Here is a 25729-nt window from a genome sequence, read left to right on the forward strand (position 1 = left end):
AGGGTATGCGTAATCCGGTATTATCCGGCTGTTGTTATTTAATTCTTCAGCGCTGAGTTAATTTTAATTATTAATGGTTATCCATTGTCGTGTTTTAGATGAATGATAAATAGCATCGACTATCGCCAGTGATTTTCGGGCTTCATTAATATTGATATATTCTGTCTGACCTCCATGAGTAATAGCATGATAAAACTGACGAATAGCCTGTTGGTGGCCCAGGCCCCAGTAACTTTTGACGTGGCCGTCCGGCGAACCATCGCAATCCAGCTTCAGGCGTCGGTCCGCTGTAACGCGCCACAGGGTGTTATCGGTGAGCTGGAGCATGCCTTGCTCGCAATGGATCTCCAGCAGCAGCGGTGAATCGAGGGTGTTACAGTTGCTGGCGTAAAACAGACCGCGGGCGCCGTTGGCAAAGTGCAGGGTCGCCATCGCGCTGTCTTCGGCTTCAGTGACGTCCGCCAGTTCACTGCTATCCACTACGCCTTTCAAACGCGTCACGCCGCCTGCGAACCACTGCATCAGATCGAGGGTATGAATAGCCTGGTTGATTAGTAAACTGCCGCCTTCGCTGGCAAAACGCCCACGCCACGGACTTTCGCTGTAATAAGCCCGGGAGCGCGACCAGGTCAAAACCGCTTTAATGCTTAGCATTCTGCCGAGCGTATTTTTCGCCAGTTCGTCGCGGATACGTAAACTGGTTGGATTAAGGCGGTTTTGATAGCACACGCCCAGTAAGCCTTGGGCAGACGCCGCCGCGTAAGCTATGTCTGCTACCTCTGTGCAATTCAACCCTACCGGTTTTTCGCAAAACACATGTTTCCCGGCGGCAAGCGCGGCCGTAATCATGTTTTTGTGCTCGAAGTGAGGCGTACAGATATGGACGACGTCAATGTCATTATCCAGCAGCATTTCCCGGTAATTCTGGTAATAGCGGCAGTTATACGCGATGGCCTGTTGCAAACCGTTGGCGCTATCAATATCGACCAGCGCGCGCAGCGTGACCCCCGGCAAAAGCCGGAGGGCGTTTACGTGGCTGCTGTGGATAGCCCCCGCGCCGATGATGGCGGCATTTAGCGTTGTCATGTCACCTCCGGTTATGTGCGGGCATTCGCCAGCATTTGTGCCTTCACGCACAGTTCTGCGGCTTTAAAGGCGTGGGCCTGAGTCATGGCGTTTTCCGTGCGATTCAGACAATCGAGAATGAATTCGCCGAAGAAAGGAAAACCAACTTTGCCCGCGACTGGGTAGCGGAATTCCCCTTCTTTATTCACCAGATACACCACGTCCTGTTCACCTCGGGTGATATCCACATACTTGCGGATCTCAATGTAACCTTCGGTACCCAGCAAGGTCAGGCGTCCATCCCCCCAGCTACTGAGCCCCTGCGGCGTGAACCAGTCGCAGCGGAAGTAGCCGGTCGCCCCGTTGTCGCCCGCCAGCATGGCATCGCCAAAGTCTTCGAACTGCGGATACTGCGGATGATTGACGTTACGCACATGGCTGGCGACGATATGCGCCTCGCTATTGCCGGTATAAAAGAGAAATTGTTCGATTTGATGGCTGCCGATGTCGCACAGAATGCCGCCAAAATAGCGTTTGTCGTAAAACCAGTTCGGGCGACCGTTGCCTTCGCGGTGCGGACCGGTGCCCAGAGTTTGCATCACGCGCCCAATAGCCCCTTGATGGATTAGCTGGCCGGCAAACACGGCGCTTTCAACGTGCAGACGCTCGCTGTAATAGACCGCGTATTTACGTCCGGTCTTCGCCACCATTGCTTTGGCGTCTTCCAACTGTGCGAGGGTGGTTAACGGAGCCTTGTCGGTGAAGTAGTCTTTACCAGCCGCCATTACCTTCAGCCCCAGCGGGCAGCGTTCAGAGGGAATTGCCGCCCCGGCAACCAGCCGGACCTCGCGATCGTTCAGGATAGTCTCGAGCGAATCGGCAACCTGCGCTTGCGGATAATGCTGCAGAAATTGATCTATTTTGAGCGGGTCGGGATCGTAAACCCATTTCAGCGTGGCACCTGCTTCAATCAACCCGTTGCACATGCCGTAGATATGGCCGTGATCGAGTGAGGACGCGGCAATGACAAACTCGCCAGGCTCCACGACCGGCTGAGGCTTCCCGGTAGGGGCGTAGTGCATTCCATCTTGCTTGTTCATTTTTTAACTCCTGAATCTAAGTCTTTACCCAGGGGGATAGCGCCCACCTCCGTGAAATTGCTCACGGAGGCGGATTTCTCATAAAAATGTGGGGCGATTTCAATCAGCCCGCTGGTGCGATAAAACGCATCGGTGTGGTGGATGGGCAGTGTTACCACCGTGCGGTTGATGGCGGATTTATAGATAGCGGTAATCAGCTCCAGCGAGCGCTTGCCTTGTTCGCCATCGACCAGGGGACATGTCCGTTTGTCGATAGCGTTAAGCAGGTTATCGATTTGTCCGGTATGTAGCGTCCATTGCAGCGCTGGCGTAGCGCGAAAAAGTGTCTCCAGATGCTGTTCCAGTTCGCCGTTATTGTTTGGTTGCGGGAAGCCGTTATCCGCCGACTGGCTGGCATGAACCTGCCACGGCGCAGAAATACGCGCCTTTTCGCCTTGAATGACAATCTTTTGGTCTTCGCCGTGATGCACCACGGAGGCGGTCACCTGTGTCAGTGCCCCGTTGGGGTATTTGAAGATAGCCGCGCTAAGGTCTTCGACTTCCGCATTGTCATGAGCAACGTTGGTCATCATCGCCACCACTTCGGCCGGGAAACCCAGCATCCATTGAATGGCGTCAATGTGGTGCACTGCGTGATTCAGCGTGCAGCCGCCGCCTTCTTTCTGCCACGTGCCGCGCCACCATAAGTCGTAATAGCAGTGTCCGCGCCACCAGAATGAATCCACCTGCGCATGGCAAATCTTGCCCGCCAGCCCGGAATCAACAACGGTTTTCAGACGCCAGAAGGCATCGGTAAAGCGGTTTTGCGCGATGACCGATAAGGTTTTCCCGCTGGCCTTTTGCGCGGCGATCATCGCATCGCACTCTTCGAGTGAGGCGGCCATCGGTTTTTCGCACAGCACATGTTTTCCGGCCTGCAGCGCATCAATGCTGATAGCTGCGTGCACGTACGGCGGAGTGCAGACATCGACCACATCTACTTCGATGCCCGCGTCCAGCATCGCCTGATGACTGTGGTAGACCCGCGCTTCGCCTAGGCCATAGCGTGATTTCTTCTCTTCGGCTTTCTCCGGGTAGATATCAACCAGGGCGACAATCCGGCAACGATCGGTGAACTGTAAATACCCCTGAATGTGGTTGTGGGAGATATTCCCGGTTCCAACAATGGCAATATTCAGCATGATTTTCTCCTGCGCGTTACCAGCTACCGGAAGCGTCCAGCGTGCGGCTGGCCGTGGTTTTTTCCACTGAAGAGGCGATACGTTGTTGGAGCAACTGGAAGTAACGCTGTTCATCGATCGGTAGCTCGACCCAGTCATCGGTCCAGGTAGAGAGGTGCATCGCATTGGAAAGCGTCAGGCCGCGAATGCCTTCCAGACCGGGGGCAATCAGCGGCTCGCCGTGCAGAATCGCGGCGGTGAAATTGCGGGTAATGACATAGTGCTCGCTGCATTCTGGTTCGGTAGGGATAGTCACCTCCCAGCATTCCGGCTCACCAAAACCGTTTTGCCAGCGGGCGTTAAAGTCGGTTTCGGATTCCCGTAGTTTCCAGAAGCGCAGGCGGCCTTCTTCCACTACCACTTTTCCCCGGCTGCCGACAATTTCCAGGCGATTTGTGCCGGGTGTTTCGGCGACGGTGGTGATGAACACGCCGGTCGCGCCGTTGGCGTATTCCGCGTAGGCCGTGACGTCATCTTCAACTTCAATCTGGCGGTGTTTGCCAAACTGGCAAAAGGCACGCAAGCGTACCGGCATGCCGACCAGCCATTGCCATAAATCGAGTTGGTGTGGATCCTGATTAAGCAGCACGCCGCCGCCTTCACCTTTCCAGGTCGCGCGCCAGCCGCCGGAGTTGTAATAGCTCTGCGAACGATACCAGTTGGTAATGATCCAGTTAGAGCGACGCAGCTCGCCGAGTTCGCCATTGTCGATCAGATCTTTAACTTTCTGATACAGCGGATTGGGGCGCTGGTTGTACATCAAGCCGAACACCACATCGCATTCGCGCGCACAGGCGTTCATCTCTTGTACCTGCGCGGTGTAGACCCCAGCAGGCTTCTCGCACAGCGTATGGATGCCAAGACGCATGGCCATCATCGATAAACCTGGATGGTCATAGTGCGGTGTGGCGACGATAACGGCGTCGATCAGCCCGCTTTCCAGCATCTCACGCGCATCGCTGAACAGTGTCACCTCTTCACCGACCAGCCGTTGGATCGCCGCATGCTGATCAGGATTGTTATCGCATACTGCGGCGAGCGCTGCTTCTTGTACCGTTCCGGCCAGCAGGTAGCGCGCGTGGACGGTACCAATGTTGCCAACCCCAATAATGCCAAAGCGTATTTTTTTCATGTCGTGCCTTTTTCATGAGAAAGAAGGGATATGCGGAACATATGAAACGCCTGGAATATCGACAATGTGATTTTGTGAGAACGGTTGCAGGATGAAAAAGAAGTTCATCCAGTCATTGAAAAAGTGTTTTAGAGTCAATGAACTACGTTTGCAAAAAATTGCAAAGATTGATTGCGAGTGAGGTCACAGAATGTCTGGCAAGCTAAAAATGGACGAAATTGCTGCCCTGACAGGGTACTCGGTGAGTACGGTGTCGAGAGTACTTAGCGGAAAGTCATATACCAGCGACAACGCGCGCGATGCGATTGTCAGCTGCGCGCGCAGGCTGGGCGTTCTGGACTCGCTGTCCAGTGGACGGCTATTGATCAACGGCATCGCCATTTTCGCCCCGTTGCGTACCTTTACCGCCCGTGGCGATGCATTTTACCTCGAAGTGACGCGCGGAATTGCTGAGGCGATAGCGCCGCATGATGTCTATCTGAGTTACTGCGGGCTGGATGAGCAACGCGCGGACATAAAGGTCTTTCAGGAAAAGGCCAACAGTAAAAATATCAATGCCATTATTCTCATCGGCATTGATGACCCGACGGTGCATAAACTGGCGCTACTGCTGGATAAACCCTGCGTGTTGATTAACTCGCAGGACAAAGAAGGGTTACTGGATGCGGTATCCCCCGATCACCGGGCAATTGGCAACCGTGCTGTGCAATATCTTTTTGATCAGGGACATCGGCGTATTCTCCATGTCACCAGCCTGCGCCGGGAAACCTTGTACTGGCGTCTGGAGGGCATTAAGGAGGTCTACCGACAATATCAGATACCGTTTGATACCGGGCGTGATCTGCTGGTGACGGAAGGGTTTTCTGAGGATGAATCAGAACGTGCGATGGACCACTGGCTACGTGAGACGCCGCGTGAAGCGTGGCCAGAGGTCATTTTCTGCGCCGGGGCATCAATGTCGACGGGCATCCAGCGGGTGCTGGAAAACGGTGGCGTGGAGATACCCGGTGAGATGTCGCTGATGACGACGGATGTTCAGGAGCTGGATGCGCATATCGTCGCCGCGGTAACCAGTATCACTATCCCCTGTCGGGCACTGGGCGTGGAGGCGGTGCATTTGCTACAGAACCGTCTTAATCGCCCCTCTGCGCCCGTGTTTAACCTGTTGTTGAAGGGAAAGGTGACGGATCGGGGAACCGTTACCCACGCAACGCGCCATGCCGCGCGGGTGACGGTAGCGCGTTAATCGCGGATCAACGTTCTGGCGGCAGGCAAACGCCAATCCCGCCAATGCCACAGTACCCATAAGGATTTTTATGCAGATACTGCTGGTGGTCGTCCTCGGCATAGTAGAACGGGGTTGCGGTAGTGATTTCCGTTGTAATAGTGCGCTCGTCGCCAGCGGCGGTCATTGCTGCCTGAAAACGCTCAAGGCTTGCCTGTGCCGCGACGGTTTGCTCCGGTGTTAACGGGTAAATGGCGGAGCGATACTGCGTCCCCTGGTCGTTCCCCTGACGCATGCCCTGCGCCGGGTCGTGATTTTCCCAGAACACCTGCAGCAGTTGCTCGTAGCTGATAACATGCGGATCATAGACGACGCGTACCGCTTCGGCGTGTCCGGTATCGCCGGAACACACTTCCCGATAGGTTGGGTTAGGGGTGTAGCCGCCGGTATATCCAGCCGCCGTGCTGTATACCCCGGGTAATGACCAGAATAAACGTTCAACGCCCCAGAAACATCCCATGGCGAAAAAGGCTATCTCCATACCGTCGGGCACGTTGGTCATCGAATGTTGGTTAACCGCATGCAGCGTTGCCACTGGCATCGGGGTGTTGCGTCCAGGTAGGGCATCTGCTTGAGTAACAAGATGCTTTCTATCAAATAAACTCATGGCCGTTCTCCCGAAATCAGTCATTTGGGTTAAGGTTGTAACGAGACGCGTCTTTGCCCACAATAAACGGCGTGATTACGTCTAGAGTTAAACATAAGAAATATTTGGGTTGTCGTCTGTTTTTCAACTCTTATTGTTGATTTTTTGTTAAGCCGAGGAACGGCATAGTATTTTTTTCCAGGGGTGGGAAAAAAGGATATTCAGGAGAAAATGTGCCACATATCCGTCAGTTATGTTGGGTGGGATTACTGTGCTTAAGTGGCTCCGCCGCCGCAGCGAATGTTCGCTTACAGGTCGAGGGATTATCAGGACCGCTGGAGAAAAACGTCCGTGCGCAGCTATCCACGATTCAAAGTGATGAAGTCACTCCAGACCGACGCTTTCGTGCGCGCGTTGATGATGCCATCCGCGAAGGGCTAAAAGCGCTGGGCTACTTTGAGCCCACCATTGATTTTGAGCTGCGTCCGCCGCCGGCGAAAGGACGCCAGGTGTTGATTGCCAAAGTGACCCCTGGTGAGCCGGTGCTGATTGGCGGCACCGAAGTGATTCTGCGCGGTGGCGCACGTACGGATAAAGATTACCTGGATCTGCTGAAAACGCGACCGGCAATCGGCACCGTGCTGAATCAGGGGGACTATGATAACTTCAAAAAGTCACTCACCAGCGTGGCGCTGCGCAAAGGCTATTTCGACAGTGAATTTAATAAAAGTCAGCTTGGAATAGCGCTCGAACGCCGCCAGGCATTCTGGGATATCGATTACAACAGCGGTGAACGCTATCGCTTTGGGCATGTCACTTTTGAAGGCTCGCAAATTCGCGATGAGTACCTGCAAAATTTGGTGCCCTTTAAAGAGGGTGAAGAGTACGAGTCGAAAGATCTGGGCGAACTGAACCGTCGTCTGTCGGCGACCGGATGGTTTAATTCCGTGGTCGTCGCACCGGAATTTGATAAAGCCCGTGAAACCAAAGTGCTGCCGCTGAAAGGCGTGGTGTCGCCGCGAACTGAAAATACCATCGAAACCGGGGTCGGTTACTCAACTGACGTCGGTCCACGGGTGAAGACCTCGTGGAAAAAGCCGTGGATGAACTCCTATGGCCACAGCCTGACCACCAGCGCCAGCATCTCTGCGCCAGAGCAGGTTCTTGATTTCAGTTATAAAATGCCGCTATTAAAGAACCCGCTGGAGCAGTATTACCTGGTGCAGGGGGGCTTTAAGCGTACCGATTTAAACGATACCGAGCAGGACTCCACTACGCTTGCGGTTTCCCGCTACTGGGATCTCTCCAGCGGCTGGCAGCGCGCGATTAACCTGCGCTGGAGCCTCGATCACTTTACCCAGGGTAACGTCACTAACACCACCATGCTGCTCTATCCGGGCGTGATGATCAGTCGGACGCGCTCGCGCGGCGGTCTGATGCCAGTCTGGGGCGACTCCCAACGTTATTCTATCGATTACTCCAACACGGCCTGGGGTTCAGACGTTGATTTCTCCGTCTTCCAGGCGCAAAACGTCTGGATTCGCACGCTGTACGATCGTCATCGCTTTGTAATGCGCGGCAACCTCGGCTGGATCGAAACCGGGGACTTCGACAAAGTACCGCCGGATCTGCGTTTCTTCGCCGGGGGCGATCGCAGCATTCGCGGCTACAAATACAAATCTATTTCGCCTGAAGGCAGCGACGGCAAGCTGAAAGGGGCCTCTAAACTGGCTACCGGCTCGTTGGAATATCAGTACAACGTGACCGGAAAATGGTGGGGCGCGATGTTTGTCGATAGCGGCGAAGCGGTCAGCGATATCCGCAGAAGCGATTTCAAAACCGGTGCCGGGGTCGGCGTACGCTGGCAATCGCCAGTGGGACCCATCAAGCTCGACTTTGCTGTCCCTGTGGGCGACAAAGATGAACATGGTTTACAGTTTTACATCGGTCTGGGGCCTGAATTATGAGTTTATGGAAGAAGATAAGCCTCGGCGTGCTGATTTTTATCCTGCTGTTGTTAGGCACGGTGGCGTTCCTCGTCGGCACCACCTCGGGCCTGCATCTGATCTTCAAAGCGGCGAATCGTTGGGTTCCGGGGCTGGAGATTGGTCAGGTCACCGGCGGCTGGCGGGATTTATCGCTCAAAAATATTCGTTATGACCAACCTGGTGTGGCGGTGAATGCTGGCGAAGTGCATCTGGCCGTGGGGCTTAACTGCCTGTGGGACAGCAGCCTGTGCGTCAACGATCTGTCGCTGAAAAATATCAACGTGGCGATCGACAGCAAAAAGATGCCGCCATCAGCGCCGGTTGAAGAGGAAGAGAGCGGTCCGCTTAACCTTTCCACACCTTACCCAATCACGCTTTCGCGCGTGGCGCTGAACAACATCAATATCAAAATCGATGACACCACGGTTTCGGTGCTGGAATTTACCTCCGGCCTGAACTGGCAAGAAAAAACGCTAACCCTGAAGCCAACGTCATTACAGGGGCTGCTGATTGCCCTGCCTAAAGTGGCGGAAGTGGCGCAGGAAGAGGTTGTCGAACCAAAGATTCAAAATCCGCAACCGGATGAAAAACCGCTCGGCGAAACGCTAAAAGATCTGTTCTCAAAGCCGGTGCTGCCGGAAATGACCGATGTCCATCTGCCGCTCAATCTCAACATTGAAGCGTTTCGCGGCGAGCAGCTGCGCGTGACCGGGGATACGGATTTAACGGTACATAACATGCTGCTGAAAGTGAGCAGCATTGACGGCAACATGAAACTCGATGCACTGGATATCGACTCGAATCAGGGGACGGTAAAAGCCAGCGGCACGGCGCAACTGACCGACACGTGGCCGGTCGATATTACGTTAAACAGCACGCTCAACGTCGATCCGTTAAAAGGCGAAAAGATGAAGCTGAAGGTCGGCGGCGCGCTGCGTGAACAGCTGGAAGTCGGCGTAAATCTGTCTGGTCCGGTGGATATGGACCTGCGGGCGCAGGCGCGTCTGGCGGAAGCCGGATTGCCGCTCAACCTTGAGGTGGTGAGTAAGCAGGTTTACTGGCCGTTTACTGGCGACAAACAGTTCCAGGCTGATGACATCAAGCTCAAACTGACCGGTAAGATGACCGACTATACGCTGTCGATGCGTACCGCTGTGAAAGGTCAGGATATTCCTCCGGCTACCATCACGCTGGATGCCAAAGGCAACGAACAGCAGATCAATCTCGACAAACTCAGCGTTGCGGCGCTGGAAGGGAAAACTGAGCTGAAAGCGCTGGTGGACTGGCAGCAGGCGATCAGCTGGCGCGGGGAGCTAACGCTGGATGGCATCAACACGGCGAAAGCGATCCCGGAGTGGCCATCAAAACTGAATGGCCTGGTGAAAACTCGCGGCAGTCTGTACGGCGGAAGCTGGCAGATGGAGGTGCCCGAGCTGAAGCTGACCGGCAACGTGAAGCAGAACAAGGTTAATGTGCACGGTTCGCTGAAGGGTAACAGCTACCTGCAGTGGACGATCCCGGGCCTGCATCTGGAACTGGGACGCAACAGCGCGGATGTGAAAGGGGAACTGGGGGTCAAAGACCTCAATCTCGACGCGACGATTGATGCCCCGAGCCTGGATAACGCGCTGCCGGGACTGGGCGGTACGGCGAAAGGGCTGGTAAAAGTTCGCGGTACGGTTGAAGCGCCACAGCTGCTGGCGGATATCACCGCCCGGGGTCTGCGCTGGCAGGAGCTGTCCGTCGCTCAGGTGCGCGTCGAAGGCGACGTGAAATCGGCAGAGCAAATCGCTGGTAATCTCAACGTTCGCGTAGAGCGGATTGTACAGCCTGACGTGAATATTGGCCTGGTGACGCTCAATGCCAAAGGTAGCGAAAAGCAGCATGAGCTGCAGTTGCGCATTCAGGGGGAACCGGTCTCCGGGCAGCTCTCCCTGGCAGGTAGCTTTGATCGCAAAGAGCAGCGCTGGAAAGGTGCGTTAAGCGATACCCGCTTCCAGACGCCGGTCGGTCCGTGGTCCCTTAACCGCCCTGTCGCGCTGGATTATCGCAATCAGGAACAGAAAATCAGCATTGGGCCACACTGCTGGAACAACCCGAATGCGGAACTGTGCGTACCGCAAACCATTGATGCCGGTGCACAAGGACGCGCGGTGGTGAACCTTAACCGCTTCGACCTGGCGATGCTAAAACCGTTTATGCCGGATACAACCCAGGCCAGCGGTGTTTTCACTGGCAAAGCAGATGTGAGCTGGGACACCACCAAAGAGGGGCTGCCGCAGGGGCAGGTTACGCTGAGCGGACGTAACGTGAAGGTCACGCAAAGCGTGAACGATGCGCCGCTCCCTGTGGCGTTTGAAACGCTGAATCTGACCGCCGACCTGCACAATAACCGTGCCGAGCTGGGCTGGCTGATTCGCCTGACCAACAACGGGCAGTTTGACGGCCAGGTGCAGGTGACGGATCCGCAAGGACGCCGCAGTCTCGGCGGCAACGTCAACATCCGCAACTTCAATCTGGCGATGGTGAACCCCATTTTCTCGCGCGGTGAAAAAGCGGCTGGGGTGATCAACGCCAACCTACGTCTGGGCGGTGATGTGCAAAGCCCGCAACTGCTCGGACAACTGCAGCTGAGCGGTCTGGATATCGACGGCAACTTTATGCCGTTTGACATGCAGCCAAGCCAGTTAGCCGTTAACTTCACCGGAACACGCTCAACGCTGGCGGGCGTGGTGCGTACGCAGCAGGGCGAAATTAACCTGAGCGGCGATGCCGACTGGAGTCAGATAGACAACTGGCGGGCGCGCGTTGCGGCTAAAGGCAGCAGGGTTCGTATAACCGTGCCGCCGATGGTCCGCCTGGACGTATCGCCGGACGTGGTCTTTGAAGCCACGCCGAGCCTGTTTACCCTCGATGGCAACGTGGATGTGCCGTGGGCGCGTATCGTGGTACACGACCTTCCGGAGAGCGCGGTAGGGGTTTCCAGCGATATGGTCATGCTTAACAACAATCTGCAACCGGAGAAACCGCAGACAGCAGGTATTCCGATCAACAGCAACCTGAACATCCACGTCGGTAACAACGTGCGTATTGACGCCTTTGGTCTGAAAGCGCGTCTGACGGGCGATCTGAAAGTGGTGCAGGATAAGCAGGGGCTGGGGCTGAACGGACAAATTAATATTCCGAGCGGGCGTTTCCATGCCTATGGTCAGGATCTGATTGTGCGTAAGGGCGAGCTGTTGTTCTCCGGTCCGCCTGATCAGCCGTTACTCAACATCGAAGCAATTCGTAACCCGGAAGCCACCGAAGACGACGTGATCGCCGGGGTTCGCGTCACGGGCACCGCCGATGAACCGAAGGCGGAGATCTTCTCCGACCCGGCGATGTCGCAGCAAATGGCGCTTTCCTACCTGCTACGCGGACAAGGGCTGGATAGCGAACAGAGCGACAGCGCGGCAATGACTTCAATGCTTATTGGTCTGGGGGTTGCACAAAGTGGTCAGGTTGTGGGTAAAATCGGGGAGACATTTGGCGTAAGCAATCTGGCACTGGACACACAAGGGGTGGGTGATTCATCTCAGGTGGTTGTCAGCGGATACGTACTGCCAGGTCTGCAGGTGAAATATGGTGTGGGTATATTTGACTCCTTAGCGACACTCACGCTACGTTATCGTCTGATGCCTAAGCTATATCTGGAAGCAGTGTCTGGCGTAGATCAGGCACTTGATTTGCTCTATCAGTTCGAGTTTTAGCAATGCGAATATTTGTCTACGGCAGTTTACGAACCAAACAAGGCAACAGCCACTGGATGACCAATGCCCTGTTGCTGGGAAATTTCAGTATCGACAACTACCAGTTGTATAGCCTGGGCCACTATCCAGGCGCCGTTCCAGGAGAGGGAACAGTACACGGGGAAGTTTATCGTATTGATAACGCCACGCTGGCAGAGCTTGACGCTCTGCGTACCCGTGGCGGTGAATACGCACGCCAGTTAATTCAAACGCCGTACGGAAGTGCATGGATGTACGTGTACCAACGTCCGGTTGATGGCTTAACGCTGATTGAAAGCGGTAACTGGTTAGACCGAGACCAGTACTGATATGAACACGCCACCCTCGGGTGGCGTTGTTTTATTCTGGATTTAAAACTCCACGCGCGCGCCGAGGTTATAGCGGCGTCCTTCCACCTGTGCGGATTCGTTCCACGCGGTTGTCAGTTTCGGATCCTCATCCAGCACGTTGTAGACCCCAGCCATCAGTTGCGTGTGCTTATTGAGCTGATAACGTACGCCTACGTCCACCATCGTGTAGTCATCGTATTTATAGTTATTGCCGCTGTTGCGGTTACTGCTGCGATAATTCACCGTACTCCATACGTCCAGGCTTTGCGTTGCCGCCCAGTTCAGCGACAGATTCGCCATATGGCGCGGATAATCGTTTAGCGCGTAGCCTTTGTTAACGCCGCTTTTTTGTTCGCTGTGGTTCCAGGTGTAGTTAGCGTTGGCTTTTACATCGGCGGTAATCTGCCAGTCGGCATTCAGTTCTATACCGTATACATCCGCCTCGCTGACGTTGAAGTATTTACTGACGGAATCCGCGTTGTAGCCGTTGACGGAGCACTGGTTCGTCGACGTGGTTTCACAAATAGTTTGTTCAGCAATTTTGTCTTTGAACTGCGTATAGAAGACGGTGCTGTCGAGCGATAGCGCATCTCCCGTCCAGTAGAGGCCCAGTTCAGAGTTAACGCTTTGTTCAGGTTTCAGGTCGTCGTTACCAACGGTGAGGAAGGGGTAAGGTACGGTTGAGCCGTAAGGGGTTACGAAGTTGCTGGACGTCGCGCGCAGCTCCGGTTTTTTATAGCCTGCGGAAACGCCGCCTTTCAGCGCCCAGTCATTGCTAAAGGCCCAGTTACCGTACATTTTCGGCGTAATATGTGTGCCAAAATTGTCATCCTGGTCCATCCTCGCTGACGTGGTCAGGATGAAATCGCCAATGCTCCAGCCGTCTTCAGCAAACAATGCCCAACCGTTACGGCTGATTTTGGTCACCGGGTCAGATCCGGGCAGCGTTTTGTTGGCCACATCAAAGCGGTCATTCAGCTCTTCGCGCGTGAAATTCGCCCCAACGGTCAGTTTATGGGTGTCGAGCGTGAAAGTGGTTTGCGAATTGGCGACGTAGTTCTCCATCTGCACATACTGCGGGGACTGTCCGTCATAAACATACTTCGAACGGCCTTTTTCATAGTTTATGTAGTTGGTCGTCGCGATGGTGTCGTCTGCATACCAGCCGGTATGCGTCAGGGTGGCGGCGTTACGATCGAACAGCCATGACCACGGCGCACCGCGTTTCTGGGTACGGTTTTTTTCCTGTTCACCGGTGACCACGTTAAGATCGAACAGGTTATTCTCGCTGGCGGCCAGGCCCAATGTCATATCAACGGATTTACGATTGTGTTTGCCAAAATAGTTATTGCGATCGTCATCGCGACGGTCAAGCCAGTCGGCCGCCACGCTAAGGCCGAGAACATCGGGCACAATCGGCCCCATGGTAAACAAATTCATCTGGCTGGTATTACCTAAATACTGGTGTTCCTGCAGCCAGGTATTGGCAGCAATTGCCGTGGTCCACTCTTTTGCGCCGTACGGTTTTTTGGTAATGACGTTAACCACACCGCCGATGGCGTCTGAACCGTACAGCGAGGACATCGGCCCACGGATAACTTCAATACGCTCAATGGCCTCCATTGGCGGTAAGAAGTTGGCTTCAGTACCAATATCATGTCCGTAAGGACGAGATTCACCGGTATTTTGTTTGACGCTGTTGACCATAAAAGCGGTATAGGACGGGTCCATGCCGCGGATCATAATGCTACCGGCGTTCATGCCACTGCTGTTGGTGACCGAGACGCCGGGAAGGTTTTTAATGGCTTCACCGATGCTACGGTCCGGCTGAATATCCAGCGTGTTACGATCGATAACTGAAATAGTGGCCGGCGCTTCGCGTTTTTGCTGCGAGAATCCGGATGCGGTGATCACCATTTCATCTTCGCTAGTGCGTGAGGTCTCGGTGAGTTCTTCTGCCTGGGTGGGGAAAATAACACCGCCTGAGAATGCAACGATCCCTGTCAGCGTAATAAGTTGACGCGTTTTCATAATATAGACACCTGAAAAGTAAAAAATAAAAACATCACCTTGCAGCTCAAAAAAGCTGCAAGGTGCAGATAGTTTTTTAATTATTAATATTTAGAGAGATCGATTTTCAGCACGTAGTCGGGCTTCACACCTGTCATTTTTTCCGACTGTTTGACGCTGACGTACAGGGTGTTAGCATCTGCCGAGAGCGCCAGGCTGTTAGGTAATGCATTGGTTTCAATGCTTTGTTTTACCTGATAGGTCTTGCTGTTCACAATGCTGATGCGTTTAGCATTACGGTGGGTGATATAAACTTCCTGGCGTTTTTCGTTATATATCACTGCCAGCGAGTTAATAACCTTAATTGGTGCAATAACCTTACCGGTATTAAGATCAACAACCAGTACGTCCGCTAAATCCGGATCGGTCAGGAATGCGCGGTTATTTTTTGCATCCAGGGCAATATTCAGGAAAAAATGTTTTTTATCTGGCTCAATGGTAAAGCGATTAATAATTTGATGGTTGGTGGTATCCAGCGTAATAAGCTCGTTTCGGCCATTCACAACATACAGGCGGTTCTTATTTGCATCCACGGCCATGCCGGTCGGGTACTGGCCCATGTTCTCGAGGGTGGCGATTTTCTCGCGCTTTTGTGTGTCCACCACCCAGACTATGCCTTTTTCAGCCACGCCGGAAACGTACAGACGGTGGTGCTGTTTATCGAGCACCATTTCACGCGTATGAACAATATCTTTCGAGTTTTTGGCTTCGCTCAGTTGCAGTATCGCCAGCTCTTTACCGCTGCGGGTATCGACTAGCGTTACTGAACCTTCCAGCGTGTTGCCGACATACAGCACCTGGTTTTCTTCATCCAGCGCGGTGGCAAAGGCACGACGGCTGGTGTCGATGACTTCAGTCGTCGTGAGTTTCTCCAGATCGAGTTTATAGATAAGCCCGCTGGTTTTATCTTTATCAAACGACGGCGACGAGGCGACAAAAAGCGCATTCTGCTGGCTATCTACCGCCAGTTCATACACGCCGTTACCGACATCGCGAGTCAGAAAATCTTTCTCAGGTAGCGTCTGCGCCACGCTGGACAGGCTGGTAAATAACAGCGCTGTGGCGAGTGCCACGCAGGAATAGCGTTTCAGGGACTTCACATTGTGGAGGTTCATTGACTTTTATTCACATTTATTTACATGATGAGAATGATAATGAGATCTAATATCATTCGCAATTAAGATAAATGAAATGTGACTACCCATTCTGGTAGGTCAAAAAGAAAACAGCGAAGGGGAGAGGTGGTAGAACGTAGAAATTTAAAAACCCTTACTAACCAGAGACTGGCGTTCAGGGTTTTAAGCAAACGCGAACTTACTTCTTCGCGCGCTCGAAAGAAGCAACGATTTCAGCTTTAGCGGCTTCAGCGTTGTCCCAACCGTCAACTTTCACCCATTTGCCCGCTTCGAGATCTTTGTAGTGTTCGAAGAAGTGGGTGATCTGCGCTTTCAGCAGTTCCGGCAGGTCGGTCACATCTTTGATGTGATCGTATTCTTTGCTCAGCTTAGTGTGCGGAACCGCAACCAGTTTCGCATCTTCACCGGATTCGTCAGTCATTTTCAGCACGCCAACCGGACGGCAGCGGATCACTGAACCTGGCTCCAGCGGGTACGGAGTCGGGACAAGAACGTCTACCGGGTCACCGTCCAGAGACAGGGTGTGGTTGATGTAACCGTAGTTGCACGGATAGAACATCGCGGTGGACATGAAGCGGTCAACGAACAGGGCGCCGCTCTCTTTGTCAACTTCGTATTTGATCGGATCTGCATTGGCAGGGATCTCGATAACAACGTAGATATCTTCCGGCAGGTCTTTACCGGCAGGGACGTTGAGTAAGCTCATGTCTGTTTCCTTTAAATAAGCTATGGCAAACAAGTGGCGGGTATTATAGCCAACTCGCGCTGAATGTCTCCGCTTGTTTTCGCTTTCTCTGCGCTCATTTTCTTCTTTTTACCCCTCTCTCGTGACAGAAAAATCCATATCTTCAGCCGCATTTTTCATAGCGAGATGAAAGCGATTACAAAGTTGTGATTAACGTTTTATTTACTTTTTTGAAGTGTGATGTAACGCAATTCGTTACATGCTCAATTGTCTATAGTTTTTTCGCGACGGTTTATTAACCAACAATAATCACCCTACGAGGACGCACTTATGTGGAAGCGCTTACTTTTAGTCACAGCAGTTTCGGCAGCCATGTCGTCTATGGCAATGGCAGCCCCTTTAACCGTAGGATTTTCGCAAGTTGGCTCTGAATCCGGCTGGCGCGCCGCAGAAACCAACGTTGCGAAAAGCGAGGCTGAAAAGCGTGGTATTACGCTGAAAATCGCTGACGGCCAGCAAAAGCAGGAAAACCAGATTAAAGCTGTTCGCTCATTTGTTGCGCAGGGCGTTGACGCCATCTTTATTGCACCGGTCGTGGCAACGGGTTGGGAACCGGTTTTAAAAGAAGCTAAAGATGCCGACATTCCGGTCTTTTTGCTCGATCGTTCCATCGATGTAAAAGACAAATCTCTCTATATGACCACGGTCACCGCCGACAACGTGCTGGAAGGTAAATTGATCGGCGACTGGTTGATTAAACAGGTGAACGGCAAGCCGTGTAACGTCGTTGAGCTGCAAGGGACTGTCGGGGCCAGCGTGGCCATCGATCGTAAAAAAGGGTTTGCTGAAGCCATCGCCAGCGCACCAAACATTAAGATTATCCGCTCACAGTCCGGCGACTTCACCCGCAGTAAAGGGAAAGAAGTGATGGAGAGCTTTATCAAAGCGGAAAACAATGGCAAGAACATCTGCATGGTTTACGCCCATAACGATGACATGGTGATCGGGGCAATCCAGGCGATTAAAGAAGCGGGCCTGAAACCCGGCAAAGATATTCTGACCGGTTCCATCGACGGCGTACCGGATATCTACAAAGCAATGATTGATGGTGAAGCCAACGCCAGCGTCGAGCTGACGCCGAATATGGCAGGCCCGGCATTCGACGCGCTGGAGAAATTCAAAAAAGACGGCACGATGCCTGAGAAGCTGACCATTACCAAGTCGATCCTCTATCTGCCGGATACGGCGAAAGAAGAGTTAGAGAAGAAGAAAAACATGGGCTACTAGTTTTGCTGCCGGTCTTCCGTAGGCCTGATGGCGTTGCGCTTATCAGGCCTACGAAAAGGCCGTGATTTCGTACCGGAGGAATGCCATGACCACCGACCCCCATCAGGAAATCCTCTGCACCGAAGGATTAAGCAAATTCTTTCCCGGCGTCAAAGCGCTGGATAACGTGGATTTCAGCTTGCGTCGCGGTGAGATTATGGCGCTGCTGGGAGAAAACGGAGCCGGTAAATCGACGCTGATCAAAGCGCTGACCGGCGTTTACCATGCAGATCGCGGCACGATCTGGCTCGAAGGCCAGCCTATCTCCCCCAAAAATACCGCCCATGCCCAGCAGTTGGGGATCGGTACCGTGTATCAGGAAGTGAACCTGCTGCCCAATATGTCGGTAGCGGATAACTTGTTTATTGGCCGTGAACCGCGGAGTTTTGGCCTGCTGCTGCGCAAGCAGATGGAAAAACGCGCGACGGAGTTGATGGCGTCATACGGTTTTTCCCTCGACGTGCGCGAGCCGCTGAACCGCTTTTCCGTGGCGATGCAGCAGATCGTCGCCATCTGTCGGGCGATCGATCTCTCCGCGAAAGTGCTGATCCTCGATGAGCCCACCGCCAGTCTTGATACCCAGGAAGTAGAAATGCTGTTCGGCCTGATGCGGCATCTGCGCGATCGGGGCGTCAGTCTGATCTTCGTTACCCATTTCCTCGATCAGGTCTATCAGGTCAGCGATCGCATCACCGTCCTGCGTAACGGCGGCTTCGTTGGCTGCCGTGAAACCCGCGAACTGCCACAGATCGAACTGGTCAAAATGATGCTGGGTCGCGAACTGGATACCCATGCGCTACAGCGTGCGGGCCGTACGCTGCTGAGTGATAAACCAGTGGCGGCCTTTAGCGACTTTGGCAAGAAAGGCACCATCGCGCCGTTTGATCTACAGGTGCGTCCTGGTGAGATCGTCGGTCTCGCTGGACTGCTGGGATCCGGGCGAACGGAAACGGCGGAGGTGATCTTCGGTATTAAACCCGCCGACAGCGGCAGTGCGCTGATCAAAGGCAAAGCGCAGACCTTGCGATCGCCGCATCAGGCTTCGTGTCTGGGGATCGGCTTCTGTCCGGAGGATCGCAAAACGGATGGCATTATCGCCGCCGCCTCGGTGCGTGAAAACATCATTCTGGCATTACAGGCGCAGCGTGGCTGGCTGCGGCCTATTCCGCGGAAAGAACAAAATGAGATTGCCGAGCGTTTTATCCGCCAGCTCGGAATTCGCACCCCCAACGCTGAACAGCCGATCGAATTCCTCTCCGGCGGCAATCAGCAAAAAGTATTGCTCTCGCGCTGGTTACTGACCAAACCGCAGTTCCTGATCCTCGATGAACCTACGCGTGGGATCGACGTCGGCGCGCATGCCGAGATCATCCGCCTGATCGAAACGCTGTGCGCGGATGGTCTGGCGCTGCTGGTGATTTCATCCGAACTGGAAGAGTTAGTGGGCTATGCCGATCGGGTCATTATTATGCGCGATCGCAAACAGGTTGCCGAGATCCCGCTGGCTGAATTGTCCGTACCGGCGATCATGAACGCCATTGCGGCCTAAGGAGACTATGGTGATGCCTCAATCTCTCCCTCAATCCACTCCGCCGCAACGGCGATTCCGCTGGCCAAAGGGCATGCCACAACTGGTGGCGCTACTGCTGGTGCTGCTGGTGGATAGCCTGGTCGCGCCGCACTTTTATCAGGTGATTTTGCAAGATGGTCGGCTGTTCGGTAGCCCGATTGATATTCTCAACCGTGCCGCCCCCGTGGCGCTGTTAGCGATTGGCATGACGCTGGTGATTGCCACCGGCGGCATCGACCTTTCCGTGGGCGCTGTCATGGCCATTGCCGGTGCCACCACCGCGGCGATGACGGTGGCCGGGCACAGTTTGCCGGTGGTGGTGCTTGTCGCCTTAGGCTCCGGCATTCTGGCAGGGTTGTGGAACGGGATTCTGGTGGCAATTCTCAAGATCCAACCGTTCGTTGCCACGCTAATCCTGATGGTGGCCGGACGCGGAGTGGCGCAGCTTATCACCTCCGGGCAAATCGTCACCTTCAATTCGCCCGAACTGTCGTGGTTTGGCAGCGGCTCGCTCTTACTGTTCCCCACGCCAGTGATCATTGCCCTGCTAACGCTGGTGGTGTTCTGGCTACTGACGCGTAAAACGGCGCTGGGGATGTTTATTGAAGCGGTAGGCATCAACATTCGTGCGGCAAAAAACGCCGGGGTGAACACGCGCATTATCGTGATGCTCACCTATGTGCTGAGCGGTCTGTGTGCGGCTATCGCCGGCATTATCGTCACGGCGGATATCCGCGGGGCAGATGCCAATAACGCCGGATTGTGGCTGGAACTGGATGCCATCCTGGCGGTAGTCATCGGCGGCGGCTCGCTGATGGGCGGGCGCTTTAATCTGCTGCTGTCGGTGGTCGGGGCATTGATTATTCAGGGCATGAACACCGGGATTTTACTGTCGGGCTTCCCGCCAGAACTAAATCAAGTGGTCAAAGCCGTGGTGGTGTTGTGTGTGCTGGTCGTGCAATCACAACGCTTTATCAGCCTGATAAAAGGAGTGCGTGGTCATGATAAAACGTAATTTACCGCTGATGATCACCCTAGGCGTGTTTGTGCTGGGTTACCTCTACTGCCTGACACAGTTTCCGGCTTTTGCTTCAACCAGAGTTATCTGCAATATCCTGACCGATAACGCTTTTCTGGGCATCATCGCCGTGGGCATGACCTTCGTGATTCTCTCTGGCGGGATCGACCTGTCCGTTGGCTCGGTGATCGCGTTTACCGGCGTATTTCTGGCGAAGGCCATTGGCTACTGGGGTATATCTCCGCTGTTGGCGTTTCCCCTGATTCTGCTGATGGGCTGCGCGTTTGGCGCGTTTATGGGGTTACTGATTGATGCGCTGAAGATCCCGGCATTCATTATTACCCTGGCGGGAATGTTCTTCCTGCGCGGCGTCAGTTATCTGGTGTCTGAAGAGTCGATCCCAATTAACCATCCGGTTTATGACATGCTCTCAAGCCTGGCATGGAAAATTCCCGGCGGCGGCCGCCTGAGTGCAATGGGATTGCTGATGCTGGCGGTAGTCGTCATTGGCATATTCCTGGCGCACCGTACGCGCTTTGGTAATCAGGTTTACGCGATTGGCGGCAACGCCACCTCTGCCAACCTGATGGGGATCTCAACCCGCAGCACGACCATCCGTATCTATATGCTGTCGACCGGGCTTGCGACGCTTGCTGGCATTGTCTTTTCAATTTACACCCAGGCGGGTTATGCGCTGGCGGGCGTCGGCGTTGAGCTGGATGCGATTGCCTCAGTCGTGATTGGCGGAACCCTGTTGAGCGGTGGGGTCGGTACGGTGTTAGGAACGTTGTTTGGTGTCGCCATTCAGGGGTTGATCCAGACCTACATTAATTTTGATGGCACATTAAGTTCCTGGTGGACGAAGATCGCGATTGGCATTTTATTGTTTATTTTTATTGCCTTACAGCGCGGTCTGACGGTACTTTGGGAAAATCGTCAAAGCTCGCCAGTAACCAGAGTGGGGACGGCGGCAACACCAAAGTAACATCCTGATTTTTCAATAAACATTTAAATACCTAAACTTTTTCCGGTTGTAGTCGATAGGTTCTGTACAGGTCTGTTTTAACCCTACAACCGGAAATATAACGATGCCAAAATCCCTTTCAATTCGATCAAGTTTGTTGGTGTTATTGTCTCTGCTAACGTTCCTTCTGTTGCTGACCGGCGGTATGGGGCTGTATGCCTCTACCCGTATCATAACTTCGTTGATTTACCACGGTATTATGAGCGCCTCGATGTTGGCTGCCCTCGCATTGCTGGCGGTGATTTGGTTCATGCTGCGAAATAAGTTTCTCAAGCCGCTGGATAATATGGTTGAGCAACTGGAACGTCTGGCGACAGGGGATTTGTCGCCGGTTACCGCGCTGTCGGCCAGCGCCGAATTCAACCGTCTGAACGCGGCAATGGATGAAATGCGCCATGCGCTGGGCGACTCGGTACAGCGTGTCCGCGATGCCAGTTTACAAATTGATATTGGTAGCCGTGAGCTGACGGCCGGGAACCAGCATCTGGCACAACGTACTGAATCGACAGCCACTTCGCTGGAGCAGACCGCCGCCAGTATGGAAGAACTCACGGCAACCGTGAAACAGAATGCGCAAAACGCGGAACAGGCACACCAGTTGGCAAAATCGGTGTCGGATACCGCCGATCGCGGCAGTGAGATGGTGTGCTATGTGATTGAGAAAATGCGCGATATTTCCGGCAGTTCCAGCCGAATCGCCGACATCCTCAGCGTAATCGACGGTATTGCTTTCCAGACTAATATCCTTGCGCTCAATGCTTCTGTTGAAGCGGCACGTGCCGGTGAGCAAGGGCGGGGCTTTGCGGTCGTTGCGGGGGAAGTGCGTAATCTGGCCAGCCGCAGCGCCGAGGCGGCAAAAGAGATCCGCACGTTAATCAGCGATTCACACACCCATGTGGGAGAAGGCAGCGAGCTGGCGCAGCAGGCGGGCGAAACCATGGATGAGATTGCCAATGAAGTGATGCGCATGACCAAACTGATGCGTGAAATTGCCAGCGCGTCGCAGGAACAGAGTCGCGGCATTGAGCAGGTGAATATCGCGGTGATTCAGATGGATGAAACGGCGCAGCAAAATGCGGCGCTGGTACAGCAATCTTCAGCGGCTACCCGCTCGCTGGAAGAGCAGTCACATGCGCTGCTCGAAGCAATGGCGGCGTTTAAAGTACAAACGGCGTAGGGTTAAATTTGCCGGATGATGGCGTTAACACGTCTCATCCGGCAAAGCGTATTACGCGTCCGGGAATTCGCGGATAAAGCGTTCTACATCTTCAACCATATGGTCGTTACCTACGAAGAAGGAGCGACGCTGGTGCAGGCTTTCCGGGGTGATATCCAGAATGCGATCCTTACCATCGCTCGCTTTGCCGCCCGCCTGCTCGGCCAGGAAGGCCATCGGATTGCATTCGTACAGCAGACGCAGCTTCCCTTGCGGGTGGCTGGCTGTGCTTGGGTACAGGTAGATCCCGCCTTTGAGCAGATTACGATGGAAATCCGCAACCAGAGAGCCAATGTAGCGCGAGGTGTACGGGCGCTGAGTTGACTTATCTTCTTCCTGGCAGAATTTAATGTACTTCTTCACGCCGTTCGGGAATTTAATATAGTTGCCTTCGTTAATGGAGTACGTGCTGCCTTTCGCTGGGAAGCGCATACGTTCCTGGCTGAGGCAGAATACGCCCAGAGAAGGATCGTAGGTGAAGGCGTGTACGCCACAGCCGGTGGTATACACCAGCATGGTGGAAGAACCATAAACAACGTAGCCCGCAGCAACCTGCTTGTTGCCTGGTTGCAGGAAATCCTCTTCCGTGACCGGCGTGCCGACTGGGGTTACGCGGCGATAAATAGAGAAAATCGTACCGACAGAGACGTTAACATCGATGTTGGATGAGCCATCCAGAGGATCCATCAGCACAACATATTTTGCGTGTTCACAGCCTTCAAAGACGACGATTTCATCTTCTTCTTCCGAGGCAATGCCCGCCACAATGTCGCGCGCCTTCAGTGCAGCTTTCAGTTTTTCGTTCGCGAACAGATCGAGTTTTTGCTGAACCTCTCCCTGCACGTTCTCAGCACCGCTGGCACCCAGGATATCGACCAGACCGGCCTTGTTGATATCGCGGTGGATGATCTTGGCGCCCAGCTTTATTGCCGACAACAAAGCAGTGAGTTCACCGGTAGCATGAGAAAACTCGTGCTGCTTTTCGACAATAAATTCACCTAACGTTTTCATAACACTTTCCCTGCAATTTATGTGGAGTAAAGCGACCGCAACAATATTAACAAATATTTCCATTGCCGCGCTTAGGTGAATCGCGCCAGCAAACTACGGAATATCCTGAAATGCGTTTCTCACTTGCCGGACATGTGCGTAAAATGGCCCCCAGATTAAAAAAGGATAGTGACGTATGCGCATTCATATTTTGGGAATTTGTGGCACTTTCATGGGCGGTCTGGCGATGCTGGCGCGCTCACTCGGTCATGAAGTAACCGGTTCGGACGCCAATGTGTATCCGCCGATGAGTACCTTACTTGAGAAGCAAGGCATTGATCTGATTCAGGGTTACGATGCCAGCCAGCTCGATCCGCAGCCGGACCTGGTGATCATTGGCAATGCCATGACCCGGGGTAATCCGTGTGTGGAAGCAGTGCTGGAAAAGAACATTCCGTACATGTCCGGCCCGCAGTGGCTGCATGACTTTGTATTGCGCGATCGTTGGGTACTGGCGGTTGCGGGGACGCACGGCAAAACCACCACCGCCGGAATGGCGACCTGGATCCTCGAAGCCTGCGGCTATAAGCCTGGCTTTGTTATCGGCGGCGTACCGGGTAACTTTGAGGTTTCCGCGCGCCTGGGTGAGAGCGACTTCTTCGTGATTGAAGCGGATGAGTACGATTGCGCCTTCTTCGATAAGCGTTCTAAATTCGTACATTACTGCCCGCGTACGCTGATCCTCAACAACCTTGAGTTCGATCACGCGGATATCTTTGACGATCTGAAAGCGATCCAGAAACAGTTCCACCACCTGGTGCGTATCGTGCCGGGCCAGGGACGCATTATCTACCCGGAAAACGACATCAATCTGAAACAGACGATGGCGATGGGCTGCTGGAGCGAACAAGAGCTGGTTGGTGAACAAGGTCACTGGCAGGCGAAAAAGCTGACCACTGATGCATCCGAATGGGAAGTGTGGCTGGACGGTGAAAATGTTGGCGTGGTGAAGTGGGGCCTGGTAGGCGAGCACAACATGCACAACGGTCTGATGGCGATTGCTGCCGCGCGCCATGTTGGCGTCGTGCCTGCGGATGCAGCCAATGCGCTGGGCTCGTTTATCAACGCCCGTCGTCGTCTTGAGCTGCGCGGCGAAGCCAATGGCGTGACGGTGTATGACGATTTCGCCCATCACCCAACGGCCATTCTGGCAACGCTTGCGGCGCTGCGCGGTAAAGTAGGTGGCACGGCGCGCATCATCGCGGTGCTGGAACCACGCTCGAACACCATGAAAATGGGCCTGTGCAAAGATGACCTGGCGCCGTCGTTAGGGCGTGCGGACGAAGTGTTCCTGCTGCAACCCCCGCATATTCCGTGGCAGGTAGCAGAAGTCGCTGAAGCCTGCGTTCAGCCTGCGCACTGGAGCGGCGATGTGGATGCGCTGGCAGATATGGTGGTGAAAACTGCACAGCCTGGCGATCACATCCTGGTGATGAGTAACGGCGGGTTTGGTGGCATCCATCAAAAACTGCTGGATGGCCTGGCGAAGAAAGCCCAGGCAGAAGAAGAGTAAAAAAATGCCCGGTGGCGCTACGCTTACCGGGCTTACGATCCGTTGTGGGCCGGATAAGGTGTTTACACCGTTATCCGGCACTTTCTCAGGAGCACGATCTCCGTTGCCATCCGGCCTTCTGGTTACGCCATACTTCTCAACGGAATGGGAAGCCTCCATATGGAAATTTATAACTCAGATCGCAGAAATTAATTTCTAAATCATAAAATCTATTTCCGCTTTTCCCTTGCTAATATCCCCTCGAGAGCCAATGTGGCGTAAGTGCCACATAATAAAAGGTGCGCTCCATGCGAAAAAATTTAACCAATAATGAACTGCGAGTTTATAAATTCTGTCAGGAGAATCCTGCTGATGTTTATAAAATGAAAATTCATGAACTGGCAGATCGCGTTTATACTACCGCGCCATCTATTTCTAAGCTGGTAAAGAAATTAGGCTTTAATAATTTCCAGGAGTTTAAGGTCAACATTCGGGACGTATTCTCCAGAACGCAAAACTCGCAGCACCATAACGCGTTTGTTAGCGAATATATACAAGAAATGCAGGATGCTTTAACCAGAGTGTCTGAGAATAAAGTCAAAGTCTTTTGTGATTTTTTGTCCGACTGCAATACGATTATCACCTG

General features: G+C 53.7%; 19 protein-coding genes and 1 pseudogene. 11 read left to right on the forward strand and 9 right to left on the reverse strand.

Features of this window, described 5'->3' with window-relative positions; genetic code table 11:
• Positions 1 to 63 precede the first annotated feature (63 nt).
• Genes KQJ19_RS10085 through KQJ19_RS10100 form a run of 4 tightly spaced genes read right to left on the reverse strand, consistent with a single transcriptional unit; the run spans position 64 to position 4517 of the window.
• A complete protein-coding gene (locus KQJ19_RS10085) occupies positions 64 to 1086 on the reverse strand; it encodes a Gfo/Idh/MocA family oxidoreductase (protein WP_049283039.1) in 1023 nt (340 codons plus the stop codon).
• An 11-nt stretch (positions 1087 to 1097) separates the two neighbouring features.
• Complete coding sequence (locus tag KQJ19_RS10090) at positions 1098 to 2165, reverse strand: Gfo/Idh/MocA family oxidoreductase (protein WP_049283038.1); 1068 nt, start codon at positions 2163 to 2165, stop codon at positions 1098 to 1100.
• The gene (locus KQJ19_RS10095; protein ID WP_216403614.1) at positions 2162 to 3346 is read right to left on the reverse strand and encodes a Gfo/Idh/MocA family oxidoreductase; all 1185 of its coding nucleotides are present in this window, start codon (positions 3344 to 3346) and stop codon (positions 2162 to 2164) included. Before KQJ19_RS10095 ends, KQJ19_RS10090 begins: the two co-directional genes overlap by 4 nt.
• Before the next feature lie 16 nt (positions 3347 to 3362).
• Positions 3363 to 4517: a Gfo/Idh/MocA family oxidoreductase gene (locus KQJ19_RS10100; RefSeq protein ID WP_216403615.1), complete on the reverse strand. Its 1155-nt coding sequence runs from the start codon at positions 4515 to 4517 to the stop codon at positions 3363 to 3365.
• A gap of 190 nt (positions 4518 to 4707) precedes the next feature.
• Here KQJ19_RS10100 and KQJ19_RS10105 point away from each other — a divergent pair, with 190 nt between their 5' ends.
• Positions 4708 to 5763 (forward strand): LacI family DNA-binding transcriptional regulator, encoded by a 1056-nt coding sequence (locus tag KQJ19_RS10105; protein ID WP_047499954.1) that lies wholly within the window; start codon positions 4708 to 4710, stop codon positions 5761 to 5763.
• Between the two features lie 7 nt (positions 5764 to 5770).
• On the opposite strand, the gene msrA is transcribed toward KQJ19_RS10105, so the two are convergent.
• Positions 5771 to 6409, reverse strand: coding sequence for a peptide-methionine (S)-S-oxide reductase MsrA (msrA, locus tag KQJ19_RS10110; RefSeq protein WP_047499953.1), 639 nt, complete (start codon positions 6407 to 6409; stop codon positions 5771 to 5773).
• A 212-nt stretch (positions 6410 to 6621) separates the two neighbouring features.
• On the opposite strand from msrA, the gene tamA reads away from it, so the two are divergent.
• Genes tamA through KQJ19_RS10125 form a run of 3 tightly spaced genes read left to right on the forward strand, consistent with a single transcriptional unit; the run spans position 6622 to position 12475 of the window.
• Positions 6622 to 8355, forward strand: coding sequence for an autotransporter assembly complex protein TamA (gene tamA / locus KQJ19_RS10115; protein WP_016155528.1), 1734 nt, complete (start codon positions 6622 to 6624; stop codon positions 8353 to 8355).
• Positions 8352 to 12128, forward strand: a complete 3777-nt coding sequence (tamB, locus tag KQJ19_RS10120) for an autotransporter assembly complex protein TamB (RefSeq protein ID WP_216403616.1) — start codon at positions 8352 to 8354, stop codon at positions 12126 to 12128. Before tamA ends, tamB begins: the two co-directional genes overlap by 4 nt.
• A gap of 2 nt (positions 12129 to 12130) precedes the next feature.
• Positions 12131 to 12475 (forward strand): gamma-glutamylcyclotransferase, encoded by a 345-nt coding sequence (locus tag KQJ19_RS10125; RefSeq protein WP_016151451.1) that lies wholly within the window; start codon positions 12131 to 12133, stop codon positions 12473 to 12475.
• A 42-nt stretch (positions 12476 to 12517) separates the two neighbouring features.
• On the opposite strand, the gene KQJ19_RS10130 is transcribed toward KQJ19_RS10125, so the two are convergent.
• The 3 genes from KQJ19_RS10130 to ppa form a co-directional block, all read right to left on the reverse strand.
• Positions 12518 to 14527, reverse strand: coding sequence for a TonB-dependent receptor (locus tag KQJ19_RS10130; protein WP_016155530.1), 2010 nt, complete (start codon positions 14525 to 14527; stop codon positions 12518 to 12520).
• Between the two features lie 83 nt (positions 14528 to 14610).
• Positions 14611 to 15681 carry a YncE family protein gene (locus tag KQJ19_RS10135; protein ID WP_049283032.1) on the reverse strand — a complete coding sequence of 357 codons (1071 nt, stop codon included), beginning with the start codon at positions 15679 to 15681 and terminating at the stop codon, positions 14611 to 14613.
• Between the two features lie 199 nt (positions 15682 to 15880).
• Entirely contained in the window at positions 15881 to 16408 is a 528-nt protein-coding gene (gene ppa, locus KQJ19_RS10140) for an inorganic diphosphatase (protein ID WP_003025726.1), read from the reverse strand.
• A 309-nt stretch (positions 16409 to 16717) separates the two neighbouring features.
• Here ppa and ytfQ point away from each other — a divergent pair, with 309 nt between their 5' ends.
• From ytfQ to KQJ19_RS10165, 5 genes are all read left to right on the forward strand, one after another.
• Complete coding sequence (gene ytfQ / locus KQJ19_RS10145; protein WP_016155532.1) at positions 16718 to 17674, forward strand: galactofuranose ABC transporter substrate-binding protein YtfQ; 957 nt, start codon at positions 16718 to 16720, stop codon at positions 17672 to 17674.
• An 85-nt stretch (positions 17675 to 17759) separates the two neighbouring features.
• Complete coding sequence (ytfR, locus tag KQJ19_RS10150; RefSeq protein ID WP_216403617.1) at positions 17760 to 19262, forward strand: galactofuranose ABC transporter, ATP-binding protein YtfR; 1503 nt, start codon at positions 17760 to 17762, stop codon at positions 19260 to 19262.
• Positions 19263 to 19275: 13 nt separating this feature from the next.
• Positions 19276 to 20298, forward strand: coding sequence for a galactofuranose ABC transporter, ATP-binding protein YtfT (gene ytfT, locus KQJ19_RS10155; RefSeq protein ID WP_216403618.1), 1023 nt, complete (start codon positions 19276 to 19278; stop codon positions 20296 to 20298).
• The gene (gene yjfF, locus KQJ19_RS10160) at positions 20285 to 21286 is read left to right on the forward strand and encodes a galactofuranose ABC transporter, permease protein YjfF (RefSeq protein ID WP_016151457.1); all 1002 of its coding nucleotides are present in this window, start codon (positions 20285 to 20287) and stop codon (positions 21284 to 21286) included. The genes ytfT and yjfF overlap by 14 nt, the downstream gene beginning before the upstream one ends.
• A gap of 103 nt (positions 21287 to 21389) precedes the next feature.
• A complete protein-coding gene (locus KQJ19_RS10165) occupies positions 21390 to 22502 on the forward strand; it encodes a methyl-accepting chemotaxis protein (protein WP_016155535.1) in 1113 nt (370 codons plus the stop codon).
• 51 nt (positions 22503 to 22553) lie between these two features.
• Here KQJ19_RS10165 and fbp read toward each other — a convergent pair whose 3' ends face one another.
• Positions 22554 to 23552 carry a class 1 fructose-bisphosphatase gene (gene fbp, locus KQJ19_RS10170; protein ID WP_016151459.1) on the reverse strand — a complete coding sequence of 333 codons (999 nt, stop codon included), beginning with the start codon at positions 23550 to 23552 and terminating at the stop codon, positions 22554 to 22556.
• Between the two features lie 175 nt (positions 23553 to 23727).
• Here fbp and mpl point away from each other — a divergent pair, with 175 nt between their 5' ends.
• Both mpl and KQJ19_RS10180 read left to right on the forward strand, forming a co-directional pair.
• Complete coding sequence (mpl, locus tag KQJ19_RS10175) at positions 23728 to 25104, forward strand: UDP-N-acetylmuramate:L-alanyl-gamma-D-glutamyl-meso-diaminopimelate ligase (protein WP_016151460.1); 1377 nt, start codon at positions 23728 to 23730, stop codon at positions 25102 to 25104.
• Positions 25105 to 25391: 287 nt separating this feature from the next.
• A pseudogene (locus KQJ19_RS10180) lies at positions 25392 to 25729 on the forward strand (MurR/RpiR family transcriptional regulator); the annotation flags it as partial.

Origin of the sequence: Citrobacter sp. S46_ASV_140, assembly GCF_018919545.1 — a bacterium.
Lineage (GTDB): Bacteria > Pseudomonadota > Gammaproteobacteria > Enterobacterales > Enterobacteriaceae > Citrobacter > Citrobacter braakii.